Origin of the sequence: Streptomyces sp. WAC05292, assembly GCF_003949955.1 — a bacterium.
GTDB lineage: Bacteria > Actinomycetota > Actinomycetes > Streptomycetales > Streptomycetaceae > Streptomyces > Streptomyces globosus.
Window position 1 is genome coordinate 1 of sequence record NZ_RPSE01000031.1, and the last position, 20,679, is coordinate 20,679.

Annotated in this window: 22 protein-coding genes; 11 read left to right on the top strand and 11 right to left on the bottom strand. The window is 73.4% G+C overall.

From position 1 onward, the window contains the following. Nucleotides 1-27: 27 nt before the first annotated feature. Nucleotides 28-519, bottom strand: a complete 492-nt coding sequence (locus EF903_RS06275; RefSeq protein WP_260614893.1) for a PH domain-containing protein — start codon at nt 517-519, stop codon at nt 28-30. A 31-nt stretch (nt 520-550) separates the two neighbouring features. On the opposite strand from EF903_RS06275, the gene EF903_RS06280 reads away from it, so the two are divergent. The 4 genes from EF903_RS06280 to EF903_RS06295 all read left to right on the top strand — a co-directional run bounded on the left by EF903_RS06280 (nt 551) and on the right by EF903_RS06295 (nt 3,286). After that, complete coding sequence (locus tag EF903_RS06280; RefSeq protein ID WP_125541762.1) at nt 551-1,693, top strand: NADH-quinone oxidoreductase subunit D; 1,143 nt, start codon at nt 551-553, stop codon at nt 1,691-1,693. 30 nt (nt 1,694-1,723) lie between these two features. Continuing rightward, nucleotides 1,724-2,629 (top strand): arylamine N-acetyltransferase, encoded by a 906-nt coding sequence (locus EF903_RS06285; protein ID WP_125541764.1) that lies wholly within the window; start codon nt 1,724-1,726, stop codon nt 2,627-2,629. A 44-nt stretch (nt 2,630-2,673) separates the two neighbouring features. Continuing rightward, nucleotides 2,674-2,889, top strand: coding sequence for a hypothetical protein (locus tag EF903_RS06290; protein ID WP_125541766.1), 216 nt, complete (start codon nt 2,674-2,676; stop codon nt 2,887-2,889). Between the two features lie 70 nt (nt 2,890-2,959). Further along, nucleotides 2,960-3,286, top strand: coding sequence for a hypothetical protein (locus EF903_RS06295; protein WP_125541768.1), 327 nt, complete (start codon nt 2,960-2,962; stop codon nt 3,284-3,286). A gap of 94 nt (nt 3,287-3,380) precedes the next feature. Here the strand turns inward: EF903_RS06295 and EF903_RS06300 are convergent, their stop codons facing one another. From EF903_RS06300 to EF903_RS06315, 4 genes are all read right to left on the bottom strand, one after another. Then, complete coding sequence (locus EF903_RS06300; protein WP_125541770.1) at nt 3,381-4,448, bottom strand: hypothetical protein; 1,068 nt, start codon at nt 4,446-4,448, stop codon at nt 3,381-3,383. A gap of 89 nt (nt 4,449-4,537) precedes the next feature. After that, on the bottom strand, nt 4,538-5,512 hold the full coding sequence (locus EF903_RS06305; protein ID WP_125541772.1) for an ABC transporter substrate-binding protein: 975 nt from the start codon (nt 5,510-5,512) through the stop codon (nt 4,538-4,540). A 45-nt stretch (nt 5,513-5,557) separates the two neighbouring features. Further along, on the bottom strand, nt 5,558-6,223 hold the full coding sequence (locus EF903_RS06310) for an ABC transporter permease (RefSeq protein WP_125541774.1): 666 nt from the start codon (nt 6,221-6,223) through the stop codon (nt 5,558-5,560). Nucleotides 6,224-6,225: 2 nt separating this feature from the next. Further along, nucleotides 6,226-6,960, bottom strand: coding sequence for an ABC transporter permease (locus tag EF903_RS06315; protein ID WP_125541776.1), 735 nt, complete (start codon nt 6,958-6,960; stop codon nt 6,226-6,228). 166 nt (nt 6,961-7,126) lie between these two features. Between EF903_RS06315 and EF903_RS06320 the strand changes: the two genes are divergently transcribed. Further along, a complete protein-coding gene (locus EF903_RS06320) occupies nt 7,127-8,134 on the top strand; it encodes an ABC transporter ATP-binding protein (RefSeq protein WP_125541778.1) in 1,008 nt (335 codons plus the stop codon). Nucleotides 8,135-8,228: 94 nt separating this feature from the next. Here the strand turns inward: EF903_RS06320 and EF903_RS06325 are convergent, their stop codons facing one another. Beyond that, nucleotides 8,229-9,338 (bottom strand): esterase family protein, encoded by a 1,110-nt coding sequence (locus tag EF903_RS06325; protein ID WP_125541780.1) that lies wholly within the window; start codon nt 9,336-9,338, stop codon nt 8,229-8,231. Nucleotides 9,339-9,493: 155 nt separating this feature from the next. Between EF903_RS06325 and EF903_RS06330 the strand changes: the two genes are divergently transcribed. The 6 genes from EF903_RS06330 (at nt 9,494) to EF903_RS06355 (ending at nt 14,512) form a co-directional block, all read left to right on the top strand. Further along, entirely contained in the window at nt 9,494-11,353 is a 1,860-nt protein-coding gene (locus tag EF903_RS06330; protein WP_125541782.1) for a phosphatidylglycerol lysyltransferase domain-containing protein, read from the top strand. Between the two features lie 225 nt (nt 11,354-11,578). Further along, nucleotides 11,579-12,379 carry a dihydropteroate synthase gene (gene folP / locus EF903_RS06335; RefSeq protein WP_125541816.1) on the top strand — a complete coding sequence of 267 codons (801 nt, stop codon included), beginning with the start codon at nt 11,579-11,581 and terminating at the stop codon, nt 12,377-12,379. Between the two features lie 43 nt (nt 12,380-12,422). Then, nucleotides 12,423-12,866: a nuclear transport factor 2 family protein gene (locus EF903_RS06340; RefSeq protein ID WP_125541784.1), complete on the top strand. Its 444-nt coding sequence runs from the start codon at nt 12,423-12,425 to the stop codon at nt 12,864-12,866. A 128-nt stretch (nt 12,867-12,994) separates the two neighbouring features. Then, the gene (gene folB, locus EF903_RS06345; protein WP_390335632.1) at nt 12,995-13,354 is read left to right on the top strand and encodes a dihydroneopterin aldolase; all 360 of its coding nucleotides are present in this window, start codon (nt 12,995-12,997) and stop codon (nt 13,352-13,354) included. Then, nucleotides 13,351-13,959, top strand: a complete 609-nt coding sequence (gene folK, locus EF903_RS06350; RefSeq protein WP_125541788.1) for a 2-amino-4-hydroxy-6-hydroxymethyldihydropteridine diphosphokinase — start codon at nt 13,351-13,353, stop codon at nt 13,957-13,959. Before folB ends, folK begins: the two co-directional genes overlap by 4 nt. A gap of 61 nt (nt 13,960-14,020) precedes the next feature. Further along, the gene (locus EF903_RS06355) at nt 14,021-14,512 is read left to right on the top strand and encodes a DUF3180 domain-containing protein (protein ID WP_125541790.1); all 492 of its coding nucleotides are present in this window, start codon (nt 14,021-14,023) and stop codon (nt 14,510-14,512) included. A 97-nt stretch (nt 14,513-14,609) separates the two neighbouring features. Here EF903_RS06355 and folE read toward each other — a convergent pair whose 3' ends face one another. The 5 genes from folE to EF903_RS06380 form a co-directional block, all read right to left on the bottom strand. Beyond that, the gene (folE, locus tag EF903_RS06360; RefSeq protein WP_125541792.1) at nt 14,610-15,215 is read right to left on the bottom strand and encodes a GTP cyclohydrolase I FolE; all 606 of its coding nucleotides are present in this window, start codon (nt 15,213-15,215) and stop codon (nt 14,610-14,612) included. 109 nt (nt 15,216-15,324) lie between these two features. Then, nucleotides 15,325-17,337: an ATP-dependent zinc metalloprotease FtsH gene (gene ftsH / locus EF903_RS06365; protein ID WP_125541794.1), complete on the bottom strand. Its 2,013-nt coding sequence runs from the start codon at nt 17,335-17,337 to the stop codon at nt 15,325-15,327. Nucleotides 17,338-17,544: 207 nt separating this feature from the next. Beyond that, nucleotides 17,545-18,105, bottom strand: coding sequence for a hypoxanthine phosphoribosyltransferase (gene hpt, locus EF903_RS06370; RefSeq protein ID WP_114053543.1), 561 nt, complete (start codon nt 18,103-18,105; stop codon nt 17,545-17,547). Nucleotides 18,106-18,173: 68 nt separating this feature from the next. Then, nucleotides 18,174-19,256 (bottom strand): tRNA lysidine(34) synthetase TilS, encoded by a 1,083-nt coding sequence (tilS, locus tag EF903_RS06375; protein WP_125541796.1) that lies wholly within the window; start codon nt 19,254-19,256, stop codon nt 18,174-18,176. A 201-nt stretch (nt 19,257-19,457) separates the two neighbouring features. Further along, nucleotides 19,458-20,612 (bottom strand): zinc-dependent metalloprotease, encoded by a 1,155-nt coding sequence (locus EF903_RS06380; protein ID WP_125541798.1) that lies wholly within the window; start codon nt 20,610-20,612, stop codon nt 19,458-19,460. Nucleotides 20,613-20,679: the final 67 nt, after the last annotated feature.

Sequence of the window (20,679 nt, forward strand, 5' to 3'; positions counted from 1 at the left end):
GGCCGGAGCGGGGGCCGGGTCCGTCGGTCACAGGCCCGCCGACCTCGCCTCGCCCAGCTCGGTGAGCCGGTCCCGCAGCCGCTCGGCCTCGGCCGGCGCCAGCCCGGGGATCTTCGCGTCCGTCGCCGCGGCCGCCGTGTGCAGCTGGAGGGAGGCCAGCCCGAAGCGGCGCTCCAGCGGCCCCGAGGCCACCTCGACGAGCTGCATCCGCCCGTACGGGACCACGGTCTCCTCCCGCCACAGCACCCCTCGGCCGATCAGCAGGTCGTCGGCGCGCTCGGCGTACCGCCAGGACCGCCAGTTCCGCTCCAGCAGCCACCAGCCCCAGGCCAGGACCGCGAGCCAGAACACCCCGCACACCGCCCACACCGGCCCCGCGAGCAGCGCGGGCACCACCGCACTCACGACGGCCGGCGGCACCGTCCACAGCACCAGCAGCAGCCGCCTCAGACGGAGCAGCCCCCCGGGCAGCCGCACCCACTCGGGCCGGCCCGTCCCGTCCTTCGTCCCCGTTTCCATGGGTCCAGCGTAGGGCTGCGACAATGCCCGCATGACGGAGACCACGGTCGGCATCGGCGGCGCGGCGGAGAGCACGGACATGGTGCTCAACATCGGGCCGCAGCACCCCTCCACGCACGGCGTGCTGCGGCTGCGCCTCGTCCTGGACGGCGAGCGGATCGTCAGCGCCGAGCCCGTCGTCGGCTACATGCACCGCGGCGCGGAGAAGCTCTTCGAGGCCCGCGACTACCGGCAGATCGTCATGCTCGCCAACCGCCACGACTGGCTGTCGGCGTTCTCCAACGAGCTCGGCGTGGTCATGGCGGTCGAGCGGATGCTCGGCATGGAGGTTCCCGAGCGGGCCGTCTGGACGCGGACCCTGCTCGCCGAGCTGAACCGGGTCCTGAACCACCTGATGTTCCTCGGCTCCTACCCCCTGGAGCTGGGCGGCATCACGCCGATCTTCCACGCGTTCCGGGAGCGCGAGGAGCTCCAGGCCGTCATGGAGGAGATCTCCGGCGGCCGCATGCACTACATGTTCAACCGGGTGGGCGGCCTGAAGGAGGACCTCCCCGCCGGCTGGCCCGCCCGCACCCGAGCCGCCGTGGCCGACGTCCGCAGCCGCATGGACGTCTACGACAAGCTGGTGCACGGCAACGAGATCTTCCGCGGCCGCACCCGCGGCGTCGGCGTCCTGCCGGCCGAGGCGGTCCACGCGTACGGCGTCTCGGGCCCGATCGCCCGAGCCTCCGGCGTCGACTTCGACCTGCGCCGCGACGAGCCGTACCTGGCCTACGGCGAGCTCCAGGACGTCCTGGAGGTGGTCACCCGGACCGAGGGCGACTGCCTGGCCCGCTTCGAGTGCCTCCTCGACCAGACCCACAACGCGCTCGACCTGGCGGACGCCTGCCTGGACCGGCTGGCCGAGCTGCCGCCCGGCCCGATCAACCAGCGGCTGCCGAAGGTGCTGAAGGCCCCCGAGGGCGCCACCTACGCCTGGACCGAGAACCCCCTCGGCATCAACGGCTACTACCTCGTCTCCAAGGGCGAGAAGACCCCGTACCGGCTGAAGCTGCGCTCGGCCTCCTACAACAACATCCAGGCGCTGTCGGTGCTGCTGCCCGGCACCCTCGTCGCCGACATGGTGGCGATCCTCGGCTCGCTGTTCTTCGTCGTCGGCGATATCGACAAGTAGCCTGTGCCCGGGGGCCGTTAAGGTGCGGGGATGACCTCAGGCATATGCACCGGCCCCGCCGGCGACGGCGGCGGCACGCCCGCGGAGGACATCGGCGGGTACCTGCGGCGGCTCGGCTTCGCCCGGCCGCCCCGCCCCACCTCCGAGACCCTCTTCGCCCTGCAGCGCGCCCACCTGGAGCGCGTCCCGTACGAGAACATCGACATCCAGCTGGGCCGGCCGCCCGGCATCGACCCGGCGCTGTCCGCGCGCCGGTTCGCCGCCGGGCAGGGCGGCTACTGCTTCCACCTGAACGGCGCCTTCGCGCTGCTGCTGGAGGAGCTCGGCTTCGACGTGACGCGGCACCTCGGGGGCGTGCTCGGGGCCGCGGACCGCGAGCGGCGCGACGTCAGCGGCGACCACCTGGCGCTGACCGTCCGCGTGGACGGCGGGGAGTTCTTCGTCGACGCGGGGCTGGGCGACGGGCCGCACGAGCCGCTGCCGCTGCGGGCCGGCACCCACCGGCAGGGGGCGTTCGCCTACGGGCTGGAGCCGCTCGGCGGGGACGCGCCCGGCTGGCGGTACACGAACGAGGCCGCTCCGTGCCCGGTGGTGAACTTCCTGTCGGCGCCGGCCGCGACGGCCGACTTCGAGGCCGTCCACGTACGGCTGTCCACCGCGGAGGACTCCGGTTTCGTGCGGACCTTCGCGATGCTGCGGCGCGACGCGGACGGCGTCGACGCCCTGCGCGGACGGGTCCTGCACCGCATCGACCCCGTCAGGGGGAACACCGAGCGGGTGCTGGAGACGCCGGGCGAGTTCTGGTCCGTGGTCGGCGGGCTGTTCGGCCGCGACCTCGGCGGGCTGGCCGAGGAGGACCGGTCGGCGCTGTGGGAGCGGGTCGAGCGGGCGCACGAGGCGTGGCTCGCCTCCCGGGCGGAGTCCGACGGGTCCTAGCCGGTCCCGGGCGGACTGTCGGTGCCGCAGGGCAGACTGGGGGCATGTCCCACTCACCCCGACGCGCCTGCCCCTCCTGCGGGCGCGACTGCGCCGTGACCGCCGGCCGGATCGCCCGGCACGACCCGCCGGCCGGGCGGGACCGGGGCACCCTGGTGTCCTGCCCCGGCTCCCGGGCCCGGGTGGTGCTCGGCGCGTCCGCACCGACACTGGACGGCTTCGTCCTGCCGGAACTGCCCGGCCAGCTGCCGCTGTTCTGAGTAGGGCGGCACCCGGAGGCCGAGTAGGCGGACGGATGCCGCTGCCGGCCGCCCGGGGCAGCATGGCCGCATGACCTGGTACCGGCAGTCCCCGCCCACCGCGCAGGCGGCCCGCGCCGCCCGGATCCGCCGGGGAGCGGTCATCGCCTTCGTGCTGTTCCTGCCCCTGCTGGCCGCCGCGGAGCTCGCGGTGCTGGCCACGGACGCGGGCGGCCGGTGCCTGGTGTACGGCGGCTGCGAGCCGTTCCCGTGGCGGCCCTTCCTGTGGGTCTGCGGCGCCGCGGCGGCCGCCTTCGCGGCGGCGCTTGCCGCACCGCTGCGGTTCCGTGCGGCGGCGTGCGGAACCCAGGTGGGCCTGCAGGTGCTCGCCGCCCTGATCGTCCTGGCCCGGCCCTGACCGGAGCGCAGGACCCGCCGCGTACGGGGGTCGCGGCGGCCGGGCCGTCCCTTCCCGGGCCCGCCGGCTGCCGGCCGGGTCCGGGAGGGGCGGCTCAGGAGATGGCGCTGCGCAGGCGGACGACGTCGATCGGCTCGGTCTCGTCGTGCTCGGTCAGGTCGATGACCTGGCCGGCCCCGTCGTGATCCGCCGCGGCCCGGCCCGCCTCGTCGCGGCCGGCCGCGGCCGCGTCGGCCTGGGCCGGCTCGCCGGTGCCGTCGGCGGCCGGGCGGGCCTGCGGCAGCGCGGCCGCCCGGTCGGACTCCGCCTTGTGCGCTTCGAGGGCCTCGGCGCCGACCACGTCCGCGAGGTCCTCGTCCTGGACCGACTCGATCGCCGCGCGCGCCCGGTCGGCGCTCTTCGTGCCGAAGAAGTCGAAGCCGCCCATCGTTCGGGGCGCCGGGCGGCGCGCCGCCTGGTACGGGGCGACGGGTGCGGCGGGGCGGCGCGCCGGCAGGCCCGCGCCCTCCCCGGCCTCCGCGGGCTCGGCGGGCGCGGCGGACCCTGCCTCGACGGCCGCAGGACCGGCGGCGCGCCGCTCGGCCTTGCGGGCCAGGGCGGCGAGGGCGGCATGGGCACGGGCGTACCCGAGGGAGGTGGGAGCCCCGCTCGACGTGCGCTCATCGGTGACCGCCGGAAGCTCCCTGGGGGCGTCCGCCGGGGCCGCGGTGGCCTCGATGGCCAGGAGGCGGCGGCGCTCCAGGGCGCTGGCCCGCTCGGTCTCGGCGGTGGCGTAGCGGCGCAGCAGTGCCGCGTGCTCGCCGCGCAGGCCCGCGAGTTCGACCCGCTTGGCGCGGAGTTTGGCGTCGAGCCGGCCGCGCAGGACGCGGGCCTCTTCGAGGGCGGCCTCCAGCTCGGCGATCCGCTCCTCGGTCCGCCACTCGTCCTTGACGCGCTCGCGCGCCAGCTCGGCGACGCGCCGGCCCGCGGCGCGGTCCCAGCTGCGCATGAGGACGGCTCCCGCGATGCCCGCGGCCGCCGCGAGGGCCGCGAGCAGCCGCAGCACCACGAGCTGGTCGACCAGCCAGGCCGCGGCCGCGCCGGCGAGGGACACACCGGCGACGGCCGTCGGGGTGAGCAGCCGGTGCAGGGGTTCGGGATTGCGGTGGCGTCCACGGGGCATGGCCAGAAATTTACAGGGCGTGGGGGGCCTGTGGGGGTGTCGGCGGGCAATCTGTTCCCCGCCCGTTGCCCGCCGTGCCCGCGCGGCCGTCACCCGGCCAGGCCCTTGGCCTTCAGGTAGGCCTTGGCGACATCCGCGGGCTTCTCCCGCAGGGCGTCCACCCGCCGGTTGAGCTCGGCGAGGTCGGCGGTCGTGAGCGTGCGGGTCAGGCCGTCGAGGGCCGCCGCGACCTCCGGCGCGCCCGCGTCCTTCGCGTTGACCACCGGCAGGACGTTGTCGGCGTTCTGGAGCTTCCGGTCGTCATCCAGCAGGACGAGGCCGTAGCTGTCGAGCGTGGCGTCCGTGGTGGTGGTGAGCACCAGCTGGGCGGCGCCGTCCTTGACGGCCTGCTTGGCCTGCGGGGTGCCGACGCCCTTCGGGTCGATGCCGGAGACCGCGATCCCGTACGCCGTCTTCAGCCCCGGCGCGCAGAAGGGCCGCACGGAGCACTCGTCGCCGGCGGCGATCCGCACCGGCAGGCCGGACTTGCCGAGGTCGGAGAGGGTCTTCAGGTTGTTCTTCGCGGCGAAGTCCTTCGACACGGCGAAGGCGTTCTGGTCGACCGCCCCGCCCGCGGGGAGGACCTTCAGGCCGAGGGGGCCGGCCAGCTTCTCCAGGGCGGCGACGGTGGCCGCGGCGTCGCTGGACGCCACGGGCTTCTCCTGCGGTGCGTTCGGCCCGTTGACCTTGGCGTTGAGGAACTCGGCGAGGGTGGCGGCGTACTCGGGCACGACGTCGATCTCGCCCTTCTCCAGCGAAGGCTCGTACAGCTCGCGGTTGTTGACCGTGGTGACCGAGGTGCTGTAGCCGGCCTGGCGCAGCACCTGCGCGTACAGCTCGGCGAGCACGTTCGACTCGGTGAACCCGGCCGCCCCGACCACGAGGGCCCCCTTCCCGCCGCCCGACCCGCCGGAGGCCGCGGCGTCCTTGCTCTTCTCCAGGCTGTCCCCGCCGCAGGCGGTGAGCGAGGCGGCCAGGGCGAGCGCCCCGAGGGCGGCGCCGAGGGTGCGGACGGGCTTGCTCATGGATGCTCCTCCATGGGGTGGTGGGGACGGACGGGGACGGCCGCGTCAGCGCGCCGCCGGGCGCGGGAACAGCCGGTCGACGGCGACGAGGACGCCCTCGACGAGCAGCGCGAGGCCCGCCACGAGGAGGGCGCCCGCCACGACCTGGGCGGTGTCGTAGGTGTTGAACCCGGCCGTGATGATCCGGCCGAGTCCGCCCTGGCCGACCATCGCGGCGATCGTGGCCGTCGCGACGACCTGCACGGCGGCCGACCGCACCCCGGTCATCACCAGCGGCCGGGCCAGGGGCAGTTCGACCCGCAGGAGCAGCTGGCCCGCGGACATGCCCATGCCGCGGGCGGCCTCGACCACGGACCGGTCCACCCCGCGCACGCCGACGTAGGCGTTGGTCAGCAGCGGCGGTACGGCGAAGAGGACGAGCGCGGCGACGGTCGGCACATGGCCCGCGCTGCGCAGCGGCGAGACCATGAACAGCGCGAGCACCGCGAACACCGGGACGGCGCGCCCGATGTTGGACAGGTTCACGGCGAGGGCCCCGCCGCGGCCGGTGTGGCCGAGCCACAGGCCGACGGGCAGCGCGAGGGCGCAGGCGAGCGCCAGCGCCGTGCCGCTGACCAGGGCGTGCTCGGCGAGGCGGTGCCACACGCCGTTCTCGCCGGACCAGTTGGCGCCGTCGGCCAGCCAGTCGAAGACCCTGCCCGGTACGCCCATGCTCAGGCCTCCCCGTTCCGCGGGACCCGCCGCCGCCCGCCGGCGCCGCCGCCTGCGCCCGGGTCGGCGCCCGCCGCGCGCGCCCACGGCGTGAGCAGCCGCTGCACGCCGAGGAGCAGCAGGTCCGCGGCGAGGGCGAGCAGGACGCACAGCAGGGAGGCGGTGAGCACCTGGGCCTTGAAGTTGCTGCTGACGGCCGGGGCGATGAGGTTGCCGAGGCCGCCCTTGCCGACGATGGAGCCGATGGTGGTCAGGGCGACGGTGGAGACGGTCGCGATCCGCACCCCGGCGAGCAGCGCGGGCATCGCGAGGGGGAGTTCCACCTGCCACAGCAGCCGTCCCGGCCCGTACCCCATGCCGCGGGCGGCTTCCCGCACCTCCTCGGGGACGGCCTCCAGCCCGGCGAGGGTGTTGCGGACCAGGATCGTCAGCGAGTACAGCACGAGGCCGGTGACGACGAGGGCGGCCGACAGCCCGAACAGCGGCAGGAGCAGCGAGAACATGGCCAGCGAGGGGATCGTGTAGAGCAGGGTGGTGAGGCCGAGCACGGGGGCTGCCCAGCGCCGGCCCCGGCGGGCCAGCAGGGCGAGCGGCACGGCCACGGCGAGGCCGATGAGGACGGAGGCCGCGGTGATCCAGACGTGCTGGACGGCGGCGTCCGTGAGCTCCCCGGAACGGGAGGCGACGTACTCCCAGCACAGCCAGTCGTTCGCCACCAGGCAGCCCTGCCCGGCCATCGCGCCACCCCCTCACCGTGCCGACACGCGTACGCCCGTACGGAATCGGGCGTCCTCCGCGACCCTATCCCCCGCTTCCCCGGCCGGCCGGAACCATTCGCACAAGGGCAACACTCCCGTCATCTCCCGTCACGCGTCCGCGCCGCGGGTGAGCGAGGATGGCGGGGTGATCAGATTCGAGCACGTGACCAAGCGCTACGCCGACGGGACGACGGCCGTCGACGACCTGTCCTTCGAGGTGGCCGAGGGCGAACTGGTCACCCTGGTGGGCCCGTCCGGCTGCGGCAAGACCACCACCATGAAGATGGTGAACCGGCTGGTCGAGCCCAGCTCCGGCCGGATCCTGCTCGGGGGCGAGGACATCGCGGCCGCCGACCCGGTGCAGCTGCGCCGCCGCATCGGCTACGTCATCCAGCAGGTCGGGCTCTTCCCGCACAAGACGGTGCTGGAGAACACGGCGACCGTCCCGCAGCTCGTCGGCACCCCGAAGGCCGCGGCCCGCGCCCGGGCCGCCGAACTCCTCGAACTCGTGGGCCTGGACCCGTCCGTGTACGGGGGCCGCTACCCGGCCCAGCTGTCGGGCGGGCAGCGCCAGCGCGTCGGGGTGGCCCGCGCGCTTGCCGCGGACCCGCCGGTGCTGCTGATGGACGAGCCGTTCGGCGCGGTGGACCCGGTGGTCCGCGAGCGCCTGCAGAACGAGTTCCTGGCCCTGCAGAAGACAGTGCGCAAGACGATCCTGCTGGTCACGCACGATCTGGACGAGGCGGTCCGGCTCGGCGACCGCATCGCCGTGTACGGGGCGGGCACCATCGAGCAGTTCGACCGCCCGGCCGCCGTGCTGGGCGCTCCCTCCAACGCGTACGTGGCCTCCTTCGTCGGCGCCGACCGCAGCCTGAAGCGGCTCGCCGTCACCCCCGTCCGGACAGAGGACCTGGAGCCGGCGGAGGGGACGGCCCCTGCGGCCACCGTGCCGCTGGGGTCCTCGCTGCGCGAGGCGCTGTCGGCGCTGCTCCGGCAGGACGCGGGGCGGATCGGCGTCGCGGACCCGGAGTCGGGGCGGCTCGCCGGCGTCCTGACCCCGCAGGGCGTGCACCGGGCGCTGCGGCGCGCGGAGGCCGCGGACGCCGCGGAGGCCGCCGGGCCCTCGGAGGCCGCCCCGCGCGGCGGCTCCTGACGCGGCGGCGGGTCCCGGAAACGCGGAAGACCGGCCGCAGGGGCCGGTCTCGTCCGGGTGTGGAGGCGCCGCCCCGGGGCTCCCGGGGCGGCGGTCAGGCCTGGATGCGGTTGCTCATCCACACCAGCATGGGCGGGATCTCGCGGCGCCAGGTGTTGAAGTTGTGGCCGCCGCTGTCGAGGATGATGGAGGAGACCCGGTCCGGGCCCTTGACCAGCTTGATGAACTTGCGGGTGTCCTCCAGGTTGGGCTCGCCCTGCTCGCTGCTGGTGACGAGGAACGAGGTGCCCGACGGCTGCTTGCGCTCCATGCTGTGCAGGATGTCGGCGCGCTTCCTCAGGCTCTCGTCGCCCTGGAAGAGGTTGCCCGTGGTGGCGTCGTTCGGGGCCTCGTAGTACGCGGACAGGCCGGCCGCGGCACCGAAGGTCTGCGGGTAGTGCGCGGCGATCTTCAGGGCGCAGTAGCCGCCCGTGGAGTTGCCGATGAAGCCCATGTTCTCGGGCTTCTTGCCGACCCGGAAGGTGCTCTGGATCGCCTGGGGCAGGTCCTGCGCGAAGAAGGTCTCGGTCTGCGGGCCGCCGGGGATGTCGACGCACTCGGTGTCCCGCGGCGGCGCGACGGTCGGGCGCAGCATGACCAGGATCATCGGCTTCATCTTGCCCGCCTTGGCCTGCTTGAAGGCCGTCATCGGGTAGTTCAGCCCTTTGATCAGGTTCTCGGCGGTGCCCGGGTAGCCCGTCAGCACCACGGAGGCCGGGAAGTTGGCCTCCTTGTGCTGCGGCTGGAAGTACTCCGGCGGCAGCCACACGTAGCCGGGGCTCGTTATCTTCGACTTCTCCCCGGTTATGGACACCTTGAGGATCTGGCCGCCCACCTGGGGCTGGGCGCCGCCCGGGACGTCGAGCTTCTGCTTGTCGACGACCTTGATGTCCTTGCTGCTCAGCGAGTGGTCGACGACCTTGCCGACGGAGGTCTCCTTGCCGAACAGGTCCGCCCAGGAGCCGTAGAACGAGAACGACTGGTTCGCCGCGAGGCCCACCGCCGCGAAGATCGCCAGCTGGGTGGCCAGCAGGAGGCCGATCCGGCCGAGCATCGCACGCCAGGTGCGGCCCGAGAGCCGGGGCCAGAGGTACACGGTGGCCGCGAAGAGCAGCACACCGGCGGCGACGGCCAGCGCCAGAACCGTGTTACTGGTGAGACCCATGAGCAGTCAGTCGACTTTCTGATGGCAGGACTGGATTTTCTCGGCGAAAGAGTGAACCCGCTCGACCCCGGCGTCGTCCTAGTGGACGCACCACACTCCGGAGGCTGTCGTCGCGGCCTTCGGCCACATGATCTCTCGCGGAGCAACGGGAAGCGATGTCTAGCAGGATAGATGGCGATAAGTCGGGACAGGTTCCGAGCGGGGTGCGCCGAATCCTCCGCGGACCACGGCCTGAGTCGGTCCCCGGGCTGGTGGGTACGGCCGTCACGATCGTCGGCCTCCTCGACATCGCCGCGGGTGTGTTCCCGCGGTTCAGGCACAGCCGGATCCACGCGGTCACCGAGGTGCTGCCCGGTTCGCTGGGCCCCTTCGCCGCCGCCCTGTCCATCAGCGCGGGCGTGCTGCTCCTCCTGCTCGCGCACGGCCTGAAGCGGCGCAAGCGCCGCGCCTGGCGCGCCGCCGTCGTCCTGCTGCCCGCGGGTGCCGTGGCGCAGTTCACGTACCGGCACTCGGTCATCGGCGTCGTCATCGCCGCGGTCCTGCTCGCGCTCCTGCTGCGCCACCACCGCGAGTTCAAGGCGCTGCCCGACCCGCGCAGCCGCTGGAAGGCGCTGGCCAACTTCGTGCTGATGAGCGCCGGCTCCATCGGCCTCGGCCTCGTCATCGTCAACTCCCACCCCGGCCGCGTCATCGGCCGTCCGGGGATCTACGAGCAGATCACCCACGTGGTATATGGCCTGTTCGGCTTCGAAGGACCCGTGGATTACGCCGGACGGGTGTCCTGGACCGTCGGCTACTCCCTCGGCGCCCTCGGCATGCTGACCGCGCTCACCACCATCTACCTGGCCCTGCGCCCCGAGCACCCGGCCGCCCGCCTCACCGCCGACGACGAGGCCAAGCTGCGCGAACTCCTCGCCCGCCACGGCGGCCGCGACTCCCTCGGCCACTTCGCGCTGCGCCGCGACAAGGCCGTCGTCTTCTCCCCCAGCGGCAAGGCCGCCGTCACCTACCGCGTGGTCTCCGGCGTGATGCTCGCCTCCGGCGACCCGATCGGCGACGTCGAGGCCTGGCCGGGCGCCATCGAGCGGTTCATGGAGGAGGCCAAGGCCCACTCCTGGACCCCCGCCGTCATGGGCTGCAGCGAGACGGGCGGCGAGGTCTGGACCCGCGAGACCGGCCTGGACGCCCTGGAACTCGGCGACGAGGCCATCGTCGACGTCAAAGACTTCTCCCTCACCGGCCGCGCCATGCGCAACGTCCGCCAGATGGTGAAGCGCATCGAGCGCAACGGCTACACCACCAAGGTCCGCCGCGTCGCCGATCTGACCGAGGAGGAGCTGGAGCAGGTCCGCGGCGCCGCCGAGGCCTGGCGCGGCACCGACACCGAGCGCGGCTTCTCCATGGCCCTGGGCCGGGTCGGCGACCCGGAGGACGGCGACTGCATCATCGCCACGGCCCACCGCACCGAGGAGGGCGACACCAGCCCCTTCGGCGACCTCAAGGCCATCCAGCACTTCGTTCCGTGGGGCAAGGACGGCATGTCGCTGGAGCTGATGCGCCGCGACCGCGCCGCCGACCCCGGCATGAACGAGCTGCTGATCGTCGCCTCCCTGGAGGCCGCCCCCTCCCTCGGCATCGAGCGGGTCTCGCTGAACTTCGCGATGTTCCGCTCCGCCCTGGCCCGCGGCGAGAAGATAGGCGCCGGCCCGGTCCTGCGGATGTGGCGCAACCTGCTGGTGTTCCTCTCCCGCTGGTTCCAGATCGAGTCCCTGTACAAGTTCAACGCGAAGTTCCGCCCCCGCTGGGAGCCCCGCTTCGTCGTCTTCCGCAGCACCGGCGACCTGCCCCGCATCGGCTTCGCCGCCATGCAGGCCGAGGGCTTCGTGACGCTGGCCCTGCCGCGGCTCTTCGCCGCCCGCCGCCGCCCCAAGCCGGTGCGCGACTGCGCCCACGCCCACCTGCGGGCCGCCGCCGCCCCGGCCAAGGCCCCGGAGCGCGAGGTCCAGGCGGCCTGACCCCGCGGCTGCGCCGCGGCAGCCGTACGCACTGCCCGGTCCCCGGTCCGCCCGGGGCCGGGCTCCGTGCTTTCCGGGGGCCGTGCACCGCCGGCCCCCGGGCCGGCCGCCGCCCGGGCCGTGGCCGGAGCGGGGCAGCCCTACCCTGGGACCATGAACAACACGCACGGGGCCGTCGGCAGGGGCCGGGTCGCAGGCCTGCCGGAATGGGACCGCTGCGGGGTCATGGGCGTCGTCAACGTCACCCCCGACTCCTTCTCCGACGGGGGCCGGTTCTTCGACACCACCGCCGCCGTCAAGCGGGGCCTCGACCTCGTCGCCCACGGCGCCGACCTCGTCGACGTCGGCGGCGAGTCCACCCGCCCCGGCGCCACCCGCGTCGACGAGGAGGAGGAGCTGCGCCGCGTCGTCCCCGTGGTCCGCGGCCTCGCCTCCGAGGGCGTCACCGTCTCCGTCGACACCATGCGCGCCTCCGTCGCCGCGCAGGCCGTCGCGGCGGGCGCCCGCCTGGTCAACGACGTCAGCGGCGGCCTCGCCGACCCGGCAATGGTGCCCGCCGTGGCCGCCGCCGAGGTGCCCTTCGTCGTGATGCACTGGCGCGGCTTCAGCGCCGGCATGAACAGCCTCGCCGTCTACGGGGACGTCCTCGCCGAGGTCACCGCCGAGCTCCGCGACCGCATCGACGCCGTCGTCGCCGGCGGCATCGCCCCCGAGCGGCTCGTCGTCGACCCCGGGCTCGGCTTCGCGAAGAACGCCGAGCACGACCTGGCCCTCGTCGCCCACCTGCCCGAGCTGCGGGCCCTCGGCTTCCCGCTGCTCGTCGCCGCCTCGCGCAAACGATTCCTCGGCCGGGTCCTGGCCGGCGCCGCCGACGCCGCGCCCCCGCCGGCCCGCGAGCGCGACGCCGCCACCGCGGCCGTCTCGGCCATCGCCGCCCACCAGGGCGCCTGGGCCGTCCGGGTCCACGAGGTACGGGCCACGGCCGACGCGGTTCGGGTGGCCCGCGCCGTGGAAGGGGCTCTGTGACCGGTCCCGCACCCGAGGCTCGAACCACCTGGAAAGGGGCAAGGTGAGCAGAACCGACATCGAAGCGGTCGAAGAGGTCAACACGGCCTTCTACGAGGCCATGGAGCAGGGGGACTTCGACACCATGTCGGCGCTCTGGCTGGAGGACGAGGTCTCCTGCGTGCACCCCGGGTGGCCCGTGCTGACCGGCCGCGGCGAGGTGCTGCGCTCGTACGCGCTGATCATGTCGCACACCGACTACATCCAGTTCTTCCTCACCGACACCAAGGTCGCCGTCCTCGGCGACACGGCCCTGGTCACGTGCACCGAGAACATCCTCAGCGGGGGCCCCGCCGAGGACGGCGGGGAGCTCGGCCCGCTCGTCGGCCAGCTCGTCGTCGCCACGAATGTGTTCAGACGCACATCCGAGGGCTGGCGCCTGTGGTCCCACCACGGATCCCCGGTCCTGGCGGACGCCGACGAGGACGACGAGGAGGCCTCCGGCTGACCCCAACGGCAGGCCGGGGGCCCGTTCGCAGGTAGATTCGACGGCGGACGACGCCGACCGCACTCGGCGCAGGCCCATGGATCCGGGGAGTCCCGGACCGCAAGCACTACGAAGCAGGAGTGATTCGCGTGGATCGTGTCGCGCTGCGCGGCCTCAAGGCCCGCGGGCACCACGGCGTCTTCCCCCGGGAGCGCGAGGAAGGCCAGACCTTCATCGTCGACCTCGTGCTGCACATCGACACCCGCCCGGCCGCGGCGGACGACGACCTGGCGAAGACGGTCCACTACGGCGTCGTCGCCGAGGAGGTCGTCGCCGTGGTCGAGGGCGAGCCCGTCGACCTCATCGAGACCCTGGCCGAGCGGATCGCCCGGCAGTGCCTGAAGCACGAGGCCGTCGCCCAGGTGGAGGTCGTCGTCCACAAGCCCGACGCGCCGATCACCGTCCCCTTCGACGACGTGACCATCACGATCACCCGGAGCCGCGCGTGAACAACGGACTGAACGCCCAGAGCGACCCGACCGTCCAGCCGGTGCCGGCGTCCGTCGTCGAAGCCGTCGACGCCGCCGACGTCACCCTGTCCAACCCGAAGTGGGCCGTCATCGCCCTCGGCTCCAACCTGGGCAACCGGATGGAGACCCTCCAGGGCGCGATCGACGCGCTCGGCGACACCCCCGGTATCCGGGTCAAGGCCGTCTCGCCCGTCTACGAGACCGAGCCGTGGGGCGTCGAGCCCGGTTCGCAGCCCTCGTACCTGAACGCGGTGGCGCTGGTGAAGACGACCCTGCCGCCGTCCTCCCTGCTGGAGCGCGGCCACGCCATCGAGGAGGCCTTCGACCGCGTCCGCGAGGAGCGCTGGGGCCCCCGCACCATCGACGTCGACATCGTCGCGTACGCGGACGTCGTCTCCGACGACCCCGTCCTCACCCTGCCGCACCCGCGCGCCCACGAGCGGGCCTTCGTCCTCGCCCCCTGGCACGACGTCGACCCCGAGGCGCGGATCCCCGGCCGCGGGCCCGTCGCCGGCCTGCTGGACGGGATCGGCCGGGGCGGCGTCACGCCGCGCCCCGACCTGGAACTCCGCCTCCCCGAGTAGTCGTTAGCCTGGTCACGGCCAGACTGCCGGGGAACCGGCGCGGAAAGCGGGGAGCGGGCACGTGAAGCAACTGAAGCCGGCCGTCCTGGCGGGCATCTTCGCCGTTGCCGGGGTGCTGTCCTGGGCGGGCGCCCGGCTGTGGAACGCCTACGGCAGCCTGCCCGGCGTCCCCCTGGCGGCGCCCGTCGTCCTCGGCGCCATCGCCGTCGTGCTGCTCGCCACGGCGCTGTCGCTGCGCTCGCGGCTGAAGGCCCAGCGGGAGCGCCGCCCCGACGCGAAGGGCGTCGAGCCGCTGATGGCCGCCCGGGCGCTGGTCTTCGGACAGGCCAGCGCGCTGGTCGCGGCGCTCGTCGCGGGGATGTACGGCGGCGTGGGCGTCTTCCTCCTCACCGACGGCCTGGAGGTGCCCGCCCGCCGCGACCAGGCCTGGTACGCGGCGTTCTCGGTCCTCGCGGGCATCGCGGTCATCGCCGCCGCCCTGTTCCTGGAGCGCGTCCTGAAGCTCCCCGAGGACGACGACACCGCCCCGCCGCAGGCCCCCTCCCGGGCCTGACCGCCGCCTCGGGCCCCGCCCCGGCGGCCGCGGGCCGCCGGGCGGCCGCACCCTCCCGCTCCCGGGCGGGCCGCGGGCGCGCCGGCGGGCCGCGGCGTCAGCGGGCCATTATCAGGCTCATGGCCTCGCTGCGGGTGGCGGGGTCGCGGAGCTGGCCGCGGACCGCGGAGGTAGTCGTCTTCGCGCCCGGCTTGCGGATGCCGCGGACCGACATGCACATGTGTTCGGCCTCCACGACGACGATCGCGCCGCGCGCCTCCAGGATCTCCATCAGCGAGTCCGCGATCTGCGTGGTCAGCCGCTCCTGCACCTGCGGGCGCCGGGCGTACACCTCGACGAGGCGGGCCAGCTTGGACAGCCCGGTGATCTTCCCGCTCTCCGCCGGGATGTACCCGACGTGGGCGACGCCGTGGAAGGGCAGCAGGTGGTGCTCGCAGAGGGAGACGATCTCGATGTCCTTGACCAGGACCATCTCGTCGTGCCCGAGGTCGAACGTCGTCGTCAGGACGTCCTCGGGCTTCTGCCACAGGCCCGCGAGGATCTCGCGGTAGGCCCGGGCCACGCGCGCCGGCGTCTCCAGGAGGCCTTCCCGGTCCGGGTCCTCGCCGACCGCCAGGAGCAGCTCGCGGACGGCCGCTTCGGCCCGCTTCTCGTCGAACACGCCGATCGTGCCCTCGCCGTCCAGGGTCACTGGGTCGGTCATCTGTGCCTCGTTCCTGTCTTCGATCACACGGGCATACGAAAATGCCGCGCCCCCCAGGCTAGAACCCGGGGGGCGCGGCATCCATTCCGGGACCCGCCCCGGCCTGCGCCTACTCGGCGCGGTCCTCCGTGACGGGCTCCTTCTCGACCGAGACGGCGGCCGAGGTGCCGTTCGCCGCGTTCGTCAGCTGGAGCTCCTTCGGGGAGAGCACCGGCGGGCGGGTCGAGGGGGTGCGGTGCGCCGAGCCGGTCCAGGCCGGGCGGGCCGGGCGCTTGACCACCGTGGAGAAGATCTCGGCGATCTCCTCCTTGCCCAGGGTCTCCTTCTCCAGGAGGGCGAGGACCAGGTTGTCCAGGACGTCCCGGTTCTCGACGAGGATCTCCCAGGCCTCGTTGTGCGCGGTCTCGATGAGCTTCTTGACCTCTTCGTCGACCAGCGCCGCGACCTCTTCCGAGTAGTCGCGCTGGTGCGCCATCTCGCGGCCCAGGAACGGCTCGGTGTTGTCGCCGCCGAACTTGATCGCGCCGAGCCGCTCGGTCATGCCGTACTGGGTGACCATCGCGCGGGCCGTGGCGGTGGCCTTCTCGATGTCGTTCGCGGCGCCGGTGGTCGGGTCGTGGAAGACCAGCTCCTCCGCCGCGCGGCCGCCCAGCATGTAGGCCAGCTGGTCGAGCATCTCGTTGCGCGTGGTCGAGTACTTGTCCTCGTCCGGCAGGACCATGGTGTAGCCGAGGGCCCGGCCGCGGGACAGGATCGTGATCTTGTGGACCGGGTCGGAGTTCGGGGACGCCGCCGCCACCAGGGCGTGGCCGCCCTCGTGGTACGCGGTGATCTTCTTCTCCTTGTCGGACATGATCCGGGTCCGCTTCTGCGGGCCCGCCACGACGCGGTCGATCGCCTCGTCCAGCATGTGGTTGTCGATCAGCTTCTTGTCCGAGCGGGCCGTGAGCAGCGCGGCCTCGTTCAGCACGTTGGACAGATCGGCACCCGTGAAGCCGGGGGTGCGCCGGGCGACGGCCGACAGGTCGACGTCCGGGGCGACCGGCTTGCCCTTCTGGTGGACCTTGAGGATCTCCAGGCGGCCCTGCATGTCCGGACGGTCGACGGCGATCTGCCGGTCGAAGCGGCCCGGGCGCAGCAGCGCCGGGTCGAGGATGTCCGGGCGGTTCGTGGCGGCGATCAGGATGACGCCGCCCTTGACGTCGAAGCCGTCCATCTCGACGAGCAGCTGGTTCAGGGTCTGCTCGCGCTCGTCGTGGCCGCCGCCGAGGCCCGCGCCGCGGTGCCGGCCGACGGCGTCGATCTCGTCGACGAAGACGATCGCCGGAGCGTTCGCCTTCGCCTGCTCGAACAGGTCGCGCACGCGGGAGGCGCCGACACCGACGAACATCTCGACGAAGTCGGAGCCGGAGATCGAGTAGAACGGGACGCCCGCCTCGCCGGCGACGGCACGCGCCAGCAGGGTCTTGCCCGTACCGGGCGGACCGTAGAGCAGGACACCCTTGGGGATCTTCGCGCCGACGGCCTGGAACTTGGCCGGCTCCTGCAGGAACTCCTTGATCTCGTGGAGCTCCTCGACGGCCTCGTCCGACCCGGCGACGTCCGCGAAGGTCGTCTTGGGGGTGTCCTTGGTGATGAGCTTGGCCTTCGACTTGCCGAAGTTCATCACCCGGGAGCCGCCGCCCTGCATCTGATTCATCAGGAACAGGAAGACGACGACGATGAGGACGAAGGGCAGGAGCGAGAGCAGCACGCTCAGGAAGGGGCTGGTCTTGTCCGGGGCGACGGAGTACCCGTCGGGGATCTGACCTGCTTCGTACTTGGTCTGGAGGCTCTGGGCGAGCTGCACGCCCTGGTCTCCGATGTAGTTGGCCTGGAACTTCGTCCCGGACTTGTCGCCGAGCTTCTCGTTCTTCTTCAGGTCAATCTTGATCATCTGGCTGTCGCCGGTGGTCAGGCGCGCCTGCTCCACCTGGCCACTGTTGATCGCCTTGATGACCTCGCTGGTGTCCACCGACTTGTAGCCGCCGCCTGAGCTGACGACGTTCATCAACACGACCACGGCGAGGACGGCCAGCACGATCCACATGACCGGCCCACGGAAGTATCGCTTCACGTCCATCCATACGGGACGCCGGGCGCCCCGTCCCTCCTGCCCGTAGGTAAATGCTGCTGTGAGTAAAGACTGTTCTTCGGAATGTACCCCTGTATTGTCACCCGCGGCCCCGTGGGACGGCTGACAGAACTGCTTTCCCCTGCTTCAACGGCGGGGAGCGCCCGGGGGTTCCCCGGCGGGGGCCCCGGTCGGAGCCCCCGCGCAGGACGTGCGTCAGCCGCCGTAGACGTGCGGGGCGAGGGTGCCGACGAACGGCAGGTTGCGGTACTTCTCGGCGTAGTCGAGGCCGTAGCCGACGACGAACTCGTTCGGGATGTCGAAGCCGACCCACTTCACGTCGATGGCGACCTTCGCGGCGTCGGGCTTGCGCAGCAGGGTGACGACCTCCAGGGAGGCCGGCTGGCGGGAGCCCAGGTTCGACAGCAGCCAGGACAGCGTCAGGCCGGAGTCGATGATGTCCTCGACGATCAGGACGTGCTTGTCCTTGATGTCGGTGTCCAGGTCCTTCAGGATCCGCACCACGCCGGAGGACTGGGTGCCGGCGCCGTACGACGACACCGCCATCCAGTCCATGGTGAGCGGGGTGGACAAGGCGCGCGCCAGGTCCGCCATCACCATCACCGCGCCCTTGAGGACGCCGACGATGAGCAGGTCCTTGCCCGCGTACTCCGCGTCGATCTTCGCGGCCAGCTCGGCCAGCTTCGCGTCGATCTCTTCCTTGGTGATGAGCACCGACGCCAGGTCGCTGCCCATGTCCTTCTCGTCCACCCGCATCACTTTCGTTGTCGGCCGGGACCCCGGGGGGCGACCCCCCGGAGGACTCAGCCGTGTTTCAGCACCTATCAGCCCTGCCGGATGACAAGTCTGCCACCCTGGCGCCTGGCCTCCACCCGGCCGGGCAGGTTGATGGCGCCCTGGCCCCGCCATCCGGTGATGAGCCGGTCGACTTCCTCGATGTGGCGGGCGAAGAGGGAGCCGGCCGGGGAGCCCGCCGCGACGACGGCCCGGCGCAGCACGCGGCGGCGGACGGCCGGGGGCAGGGCGTAGAGCTTGGCGCACTCCAGCCGTCCGTCGTCGTCGCGTACGCCGGCCTCGGCCTCGGCCGCCCAGGCGTCGAGGGCGTCCGCGTCGTCGCGGGAGAGCTGGGCGGTGCGGGCGAGCGCCTCGACGACGCCCTTGCCGAGGGCCTTCTCCAGGGCGGGCAGCCCCTCGTGCCGCAGCCGGGAGCGGGTGTAGGCGGGGTCGATGTTGTGCGGGTCGTCCCACACGGGCAGCGACTGCACCATGCACGCCTTGCGGGCGGTCTGCCGGTCGACCTGGAGGAAGGGGCGGCGGTAGCGGTGGGTGCGGCCGGGGGCGCCGTGTCCGCCGGGGCCGGCGGAGACCTCGGGCATCCCGGACAGCGAGCGGATGCCGGAGCCGCGGGCCAGTCCCAGCAGGACGGTTTCCGCTTGATCGTCCCGGGTGTGGCCCAGCAGCACGGCTGCCGCCCCGAGCCGGTTCGCGGCCTCGTCGAGGGCGGCGTAGCGGGCGTCGCGGGCCGCGGCCTCGGGGCCGCCCTCGCGGCCGACGCGCACGGTGACCGCCTCGACCGGGTCCAGGCCCAGGGCGGCCATGCGGGTGGCGACCTCGGCCGCGCGCAGGTCGGAGCCCGGCTGGAGGCCGTGGTCGATGGTGACGCCGCCGGCCCGGATGCCCAGCTTGGGCGCCTCGAAGGCGAGGGCCGAGGCGAGGGCCATGGAATCGGCGCCGCCGGAGCAGGCGACGAGGACGAGCGGCGGGGTGCCTCCCCCGGGCGCCGGGAGGAGCGCGCCCCGGCCGGCGCCGCCGCGGACGGCGGGCCGTTCGGCGAGGTCGGTCAGGACGTCGTGGAGAACGCGGCGGACCGCCAGGCGTATCGCCGCGACCGCAGGATGGGGACCCATGTCCGGTGCCCTTCGGTGGAGTTTCGTCAGATGCCGTGGGAGGCCGGGAGCGGCCTCCGCGGGATGGCGGTTGTCACTCAGAGTGCGTCGATGGTGACAGAACCGAGCCGTCCCCCGAGCATCGCACGCCCTTCAACGCCCCACGGTCCCTCGGACGGGTGACGCTCGTTCCCCCCATGCGACAGGTTTACGCCTGCCGGGTCACTCCCCTTCGCCCGGTTCGCCGCCCCTGCCGTGCACGCGGGCCACCCAGTCCGCGGGCCGGGCGATCTCCGCCTTGGTCGGCAGCGTGTTGGGGGAGGTCCACACCCGGTTGAAGCCGTCCATGCCGACCTGGCCGACGACGGCCCGTACGAAGCGCTCGCCGTCGCGGTACTGGCGCAGCTTGGCGTCGAGCCCGAGGAGCTTGCGCAGCGCGGCGTCCAGCCGTCCGGCCCCGGTGGCGCGCCGCTGCTGGAACTTCTCGCGGATCTCCGCCACGGAGGGCACCACCTCGGGGCCCACCCCGTCCATGACGAAGTCGGCGTGGCCCTCCAGCAGCGACATCACGGCGGTGAGGCGGCCCAGCACCTCGCGCTGCTCGGGCGTCTGGACGAGCTCGACGAGGGTGCGGCCCTCCTCGCCGCGCTCGGCGTCGGGGCGGGCCCCGGCGAAGGCCTGGGCGGCCTCGCGCAGCCGCTCCAGGAGTGCGGCCGGGTCCATCTCGGTGGCGCCGAGGAAGCTCTGGATCTCGGCTTCGAGGTGGTCGCGCAGCCACGGCACGGCCGTGAACTGGGTGCGGTGCGTCTCCTCGTGCAGGCAGACCCACAGCCGGAAGTCGTGGGGGTGCACGTCCAGCTCGCGCTCGACGTGGACGACGTTGGGGGCGACGAGGAGCAGCCGGCCGCCGGCGGCGGCCCCCGGACCGCCGCGGGACAGGTCGCGCTCCAGGAGCGCGAAGGTCTCGTACTGGCCGAGCACGCGGGAGGCGAGGAAGCTCAGCAGCATGCCGAGCTCGACGCCGGTGACCTTGCCGCCGACGGCGCCGAGGACGCCCGCGCCGGGGGTGCCGGCGCGGCGGTCCTGCATCTTGCCGAGCAGCGGCGCGAGGAGCTCGCGGAAACCGGCCACGTTGGCCCGGACCCAGCCGGCCCGGTCGACGACCAGGACGGGGGTGTCGGGGACCTCCGCACCCTCGGGGATCATGCGGGTGAACCCGCGCACGTGGCGCTCCGAGGTCCTCGCGTGCCGGCGCAGCTCCGCCACCACGGCCCGGGCCTCGTCGCGCGTGACTTCCGGACCCGGCCGGACCAGCCGCGTCGCGGTCGCCACCGCGAGGTTCCAGTCGACCATCTCGGCACCACCGATGCTCGTCATGCGTCAACGGTACGTGGGCCCGGGCCGCTGCGGATCCCCTGCGCAGCCGCCGGTGTGGGGCCGCGGC

Coding starts and splice junctions, on each gene's coding strand:
- EF903_RS06310 (WP_125541774.1), bottom strand. CDS start 6,223: ATGGGCGTACCGGGCAGGGTCTTCGACTGGCTGGCCGACGGCGCCAAC.
- EF903_RS06330 (WP_125541782.1), top strand. CDS start 9,494: ATGTCTAGCAGGATAGATGGCGATAAGTCGGGACAGGTTCCGAGCGGG.
- EF903_RS06325 (WP_125541780.1), bottom strand. CDS start 9,338: ATGGGTCTCACCAGTAACACGGTTCTGGCGCTGGCCGTCGCCGCCGGT.
- ftsH (WP_125541794.1), bottom strand. CDS start 17,337: ATGGACGTGAAGCGATACTTCCGTGGGCCGGTCATGTGGATCGTGCTG.
- EF903_RS06275 (WP_260614893.1), bottom strand. CDS start 519: ATGGAAACGGGGACGAAGGACGGGACGGGCCGGCCCGAGTGGGTGCGG.
- tilS (WP_125541796.1), bottom strand. CDS start 19,256: ATGGGTCCCCATCCTGCGGTCGCGGCGATACGCCTGGCGGTCCGCCGC.
- EF903_RS06305 (WP_125541772.1), bottom strand. CDS start 5,512: ATGAGCAAGCCCGTCCGCACCCTCGGCGCCGCCCTCGGGGCGCTCGCC.
- EF903_RS06380 (WP_125541798.1), bottom strand. CDS start 20,612: ATGACGAGCATCGGTGGTGCCGAGATGGTCGACTGGAACCTCGCGGTG.
- folP (WP_125541816.1), top strand. CDS start 11,579: ATGGGCGTCGTCAACGTCACCCCCGACTCCTTCTCCGACGGGGGCCGG.
- folE (WP_125541792.1), bottom strand. CDS start 15,215: ATGACCGACCCAGTGACCCTGGACGGCGAGGGCACGATCGGCGTGTTC.
- EF903_RS06290 (WP_125541766.1), top strand. CDS start 2,674: ATGTCCCACTCACCCCGACGCGCCTGCCCCTCCTGCGGGCGCGACTGC.
- EF903_RS06295 (WP_125541768.1), top strand. CDS start 2,960: ATGACCTGGTACCGGCAGTCCCCGCCCACCGCGCAGGCGGCCCGCGCC.
- EF903_RS06315 (WP_125541776.1), bottom strand. CDS start 6,960: ATGGCCGGGCAGGGCTGCCTGGTGGCGAACGACTGGCTGTGCTGGGAG.
- hpt (WP_114053543.1), bottom strand. CDS start 18,105: ATGCGGGTGGACGAGAAGGACATGGGCAGCGACCTGGCGTCGGTGCTC.
- EF903_RS06285 (WP_125541764.1), top strand. CDS start 1,724: ATGACCTCAGGCATATGCACCGGCCCCGCCGGCGACGGCGGCGGCACG.
- EF903_RS06300 (WP_125541770.1), bottom strand. CDS start 4,448: ATGCCCCGTGGACGCCACCGCAATCCCGAACCCCTGCACCGGCTGCTC.
- EF903_RS06280 (WP_125541762.1), top strand. CDS start 551: ATGACGGAGACCACGGTCGGCATCGGCGGCGCGGCGGAGAGCACGGAC.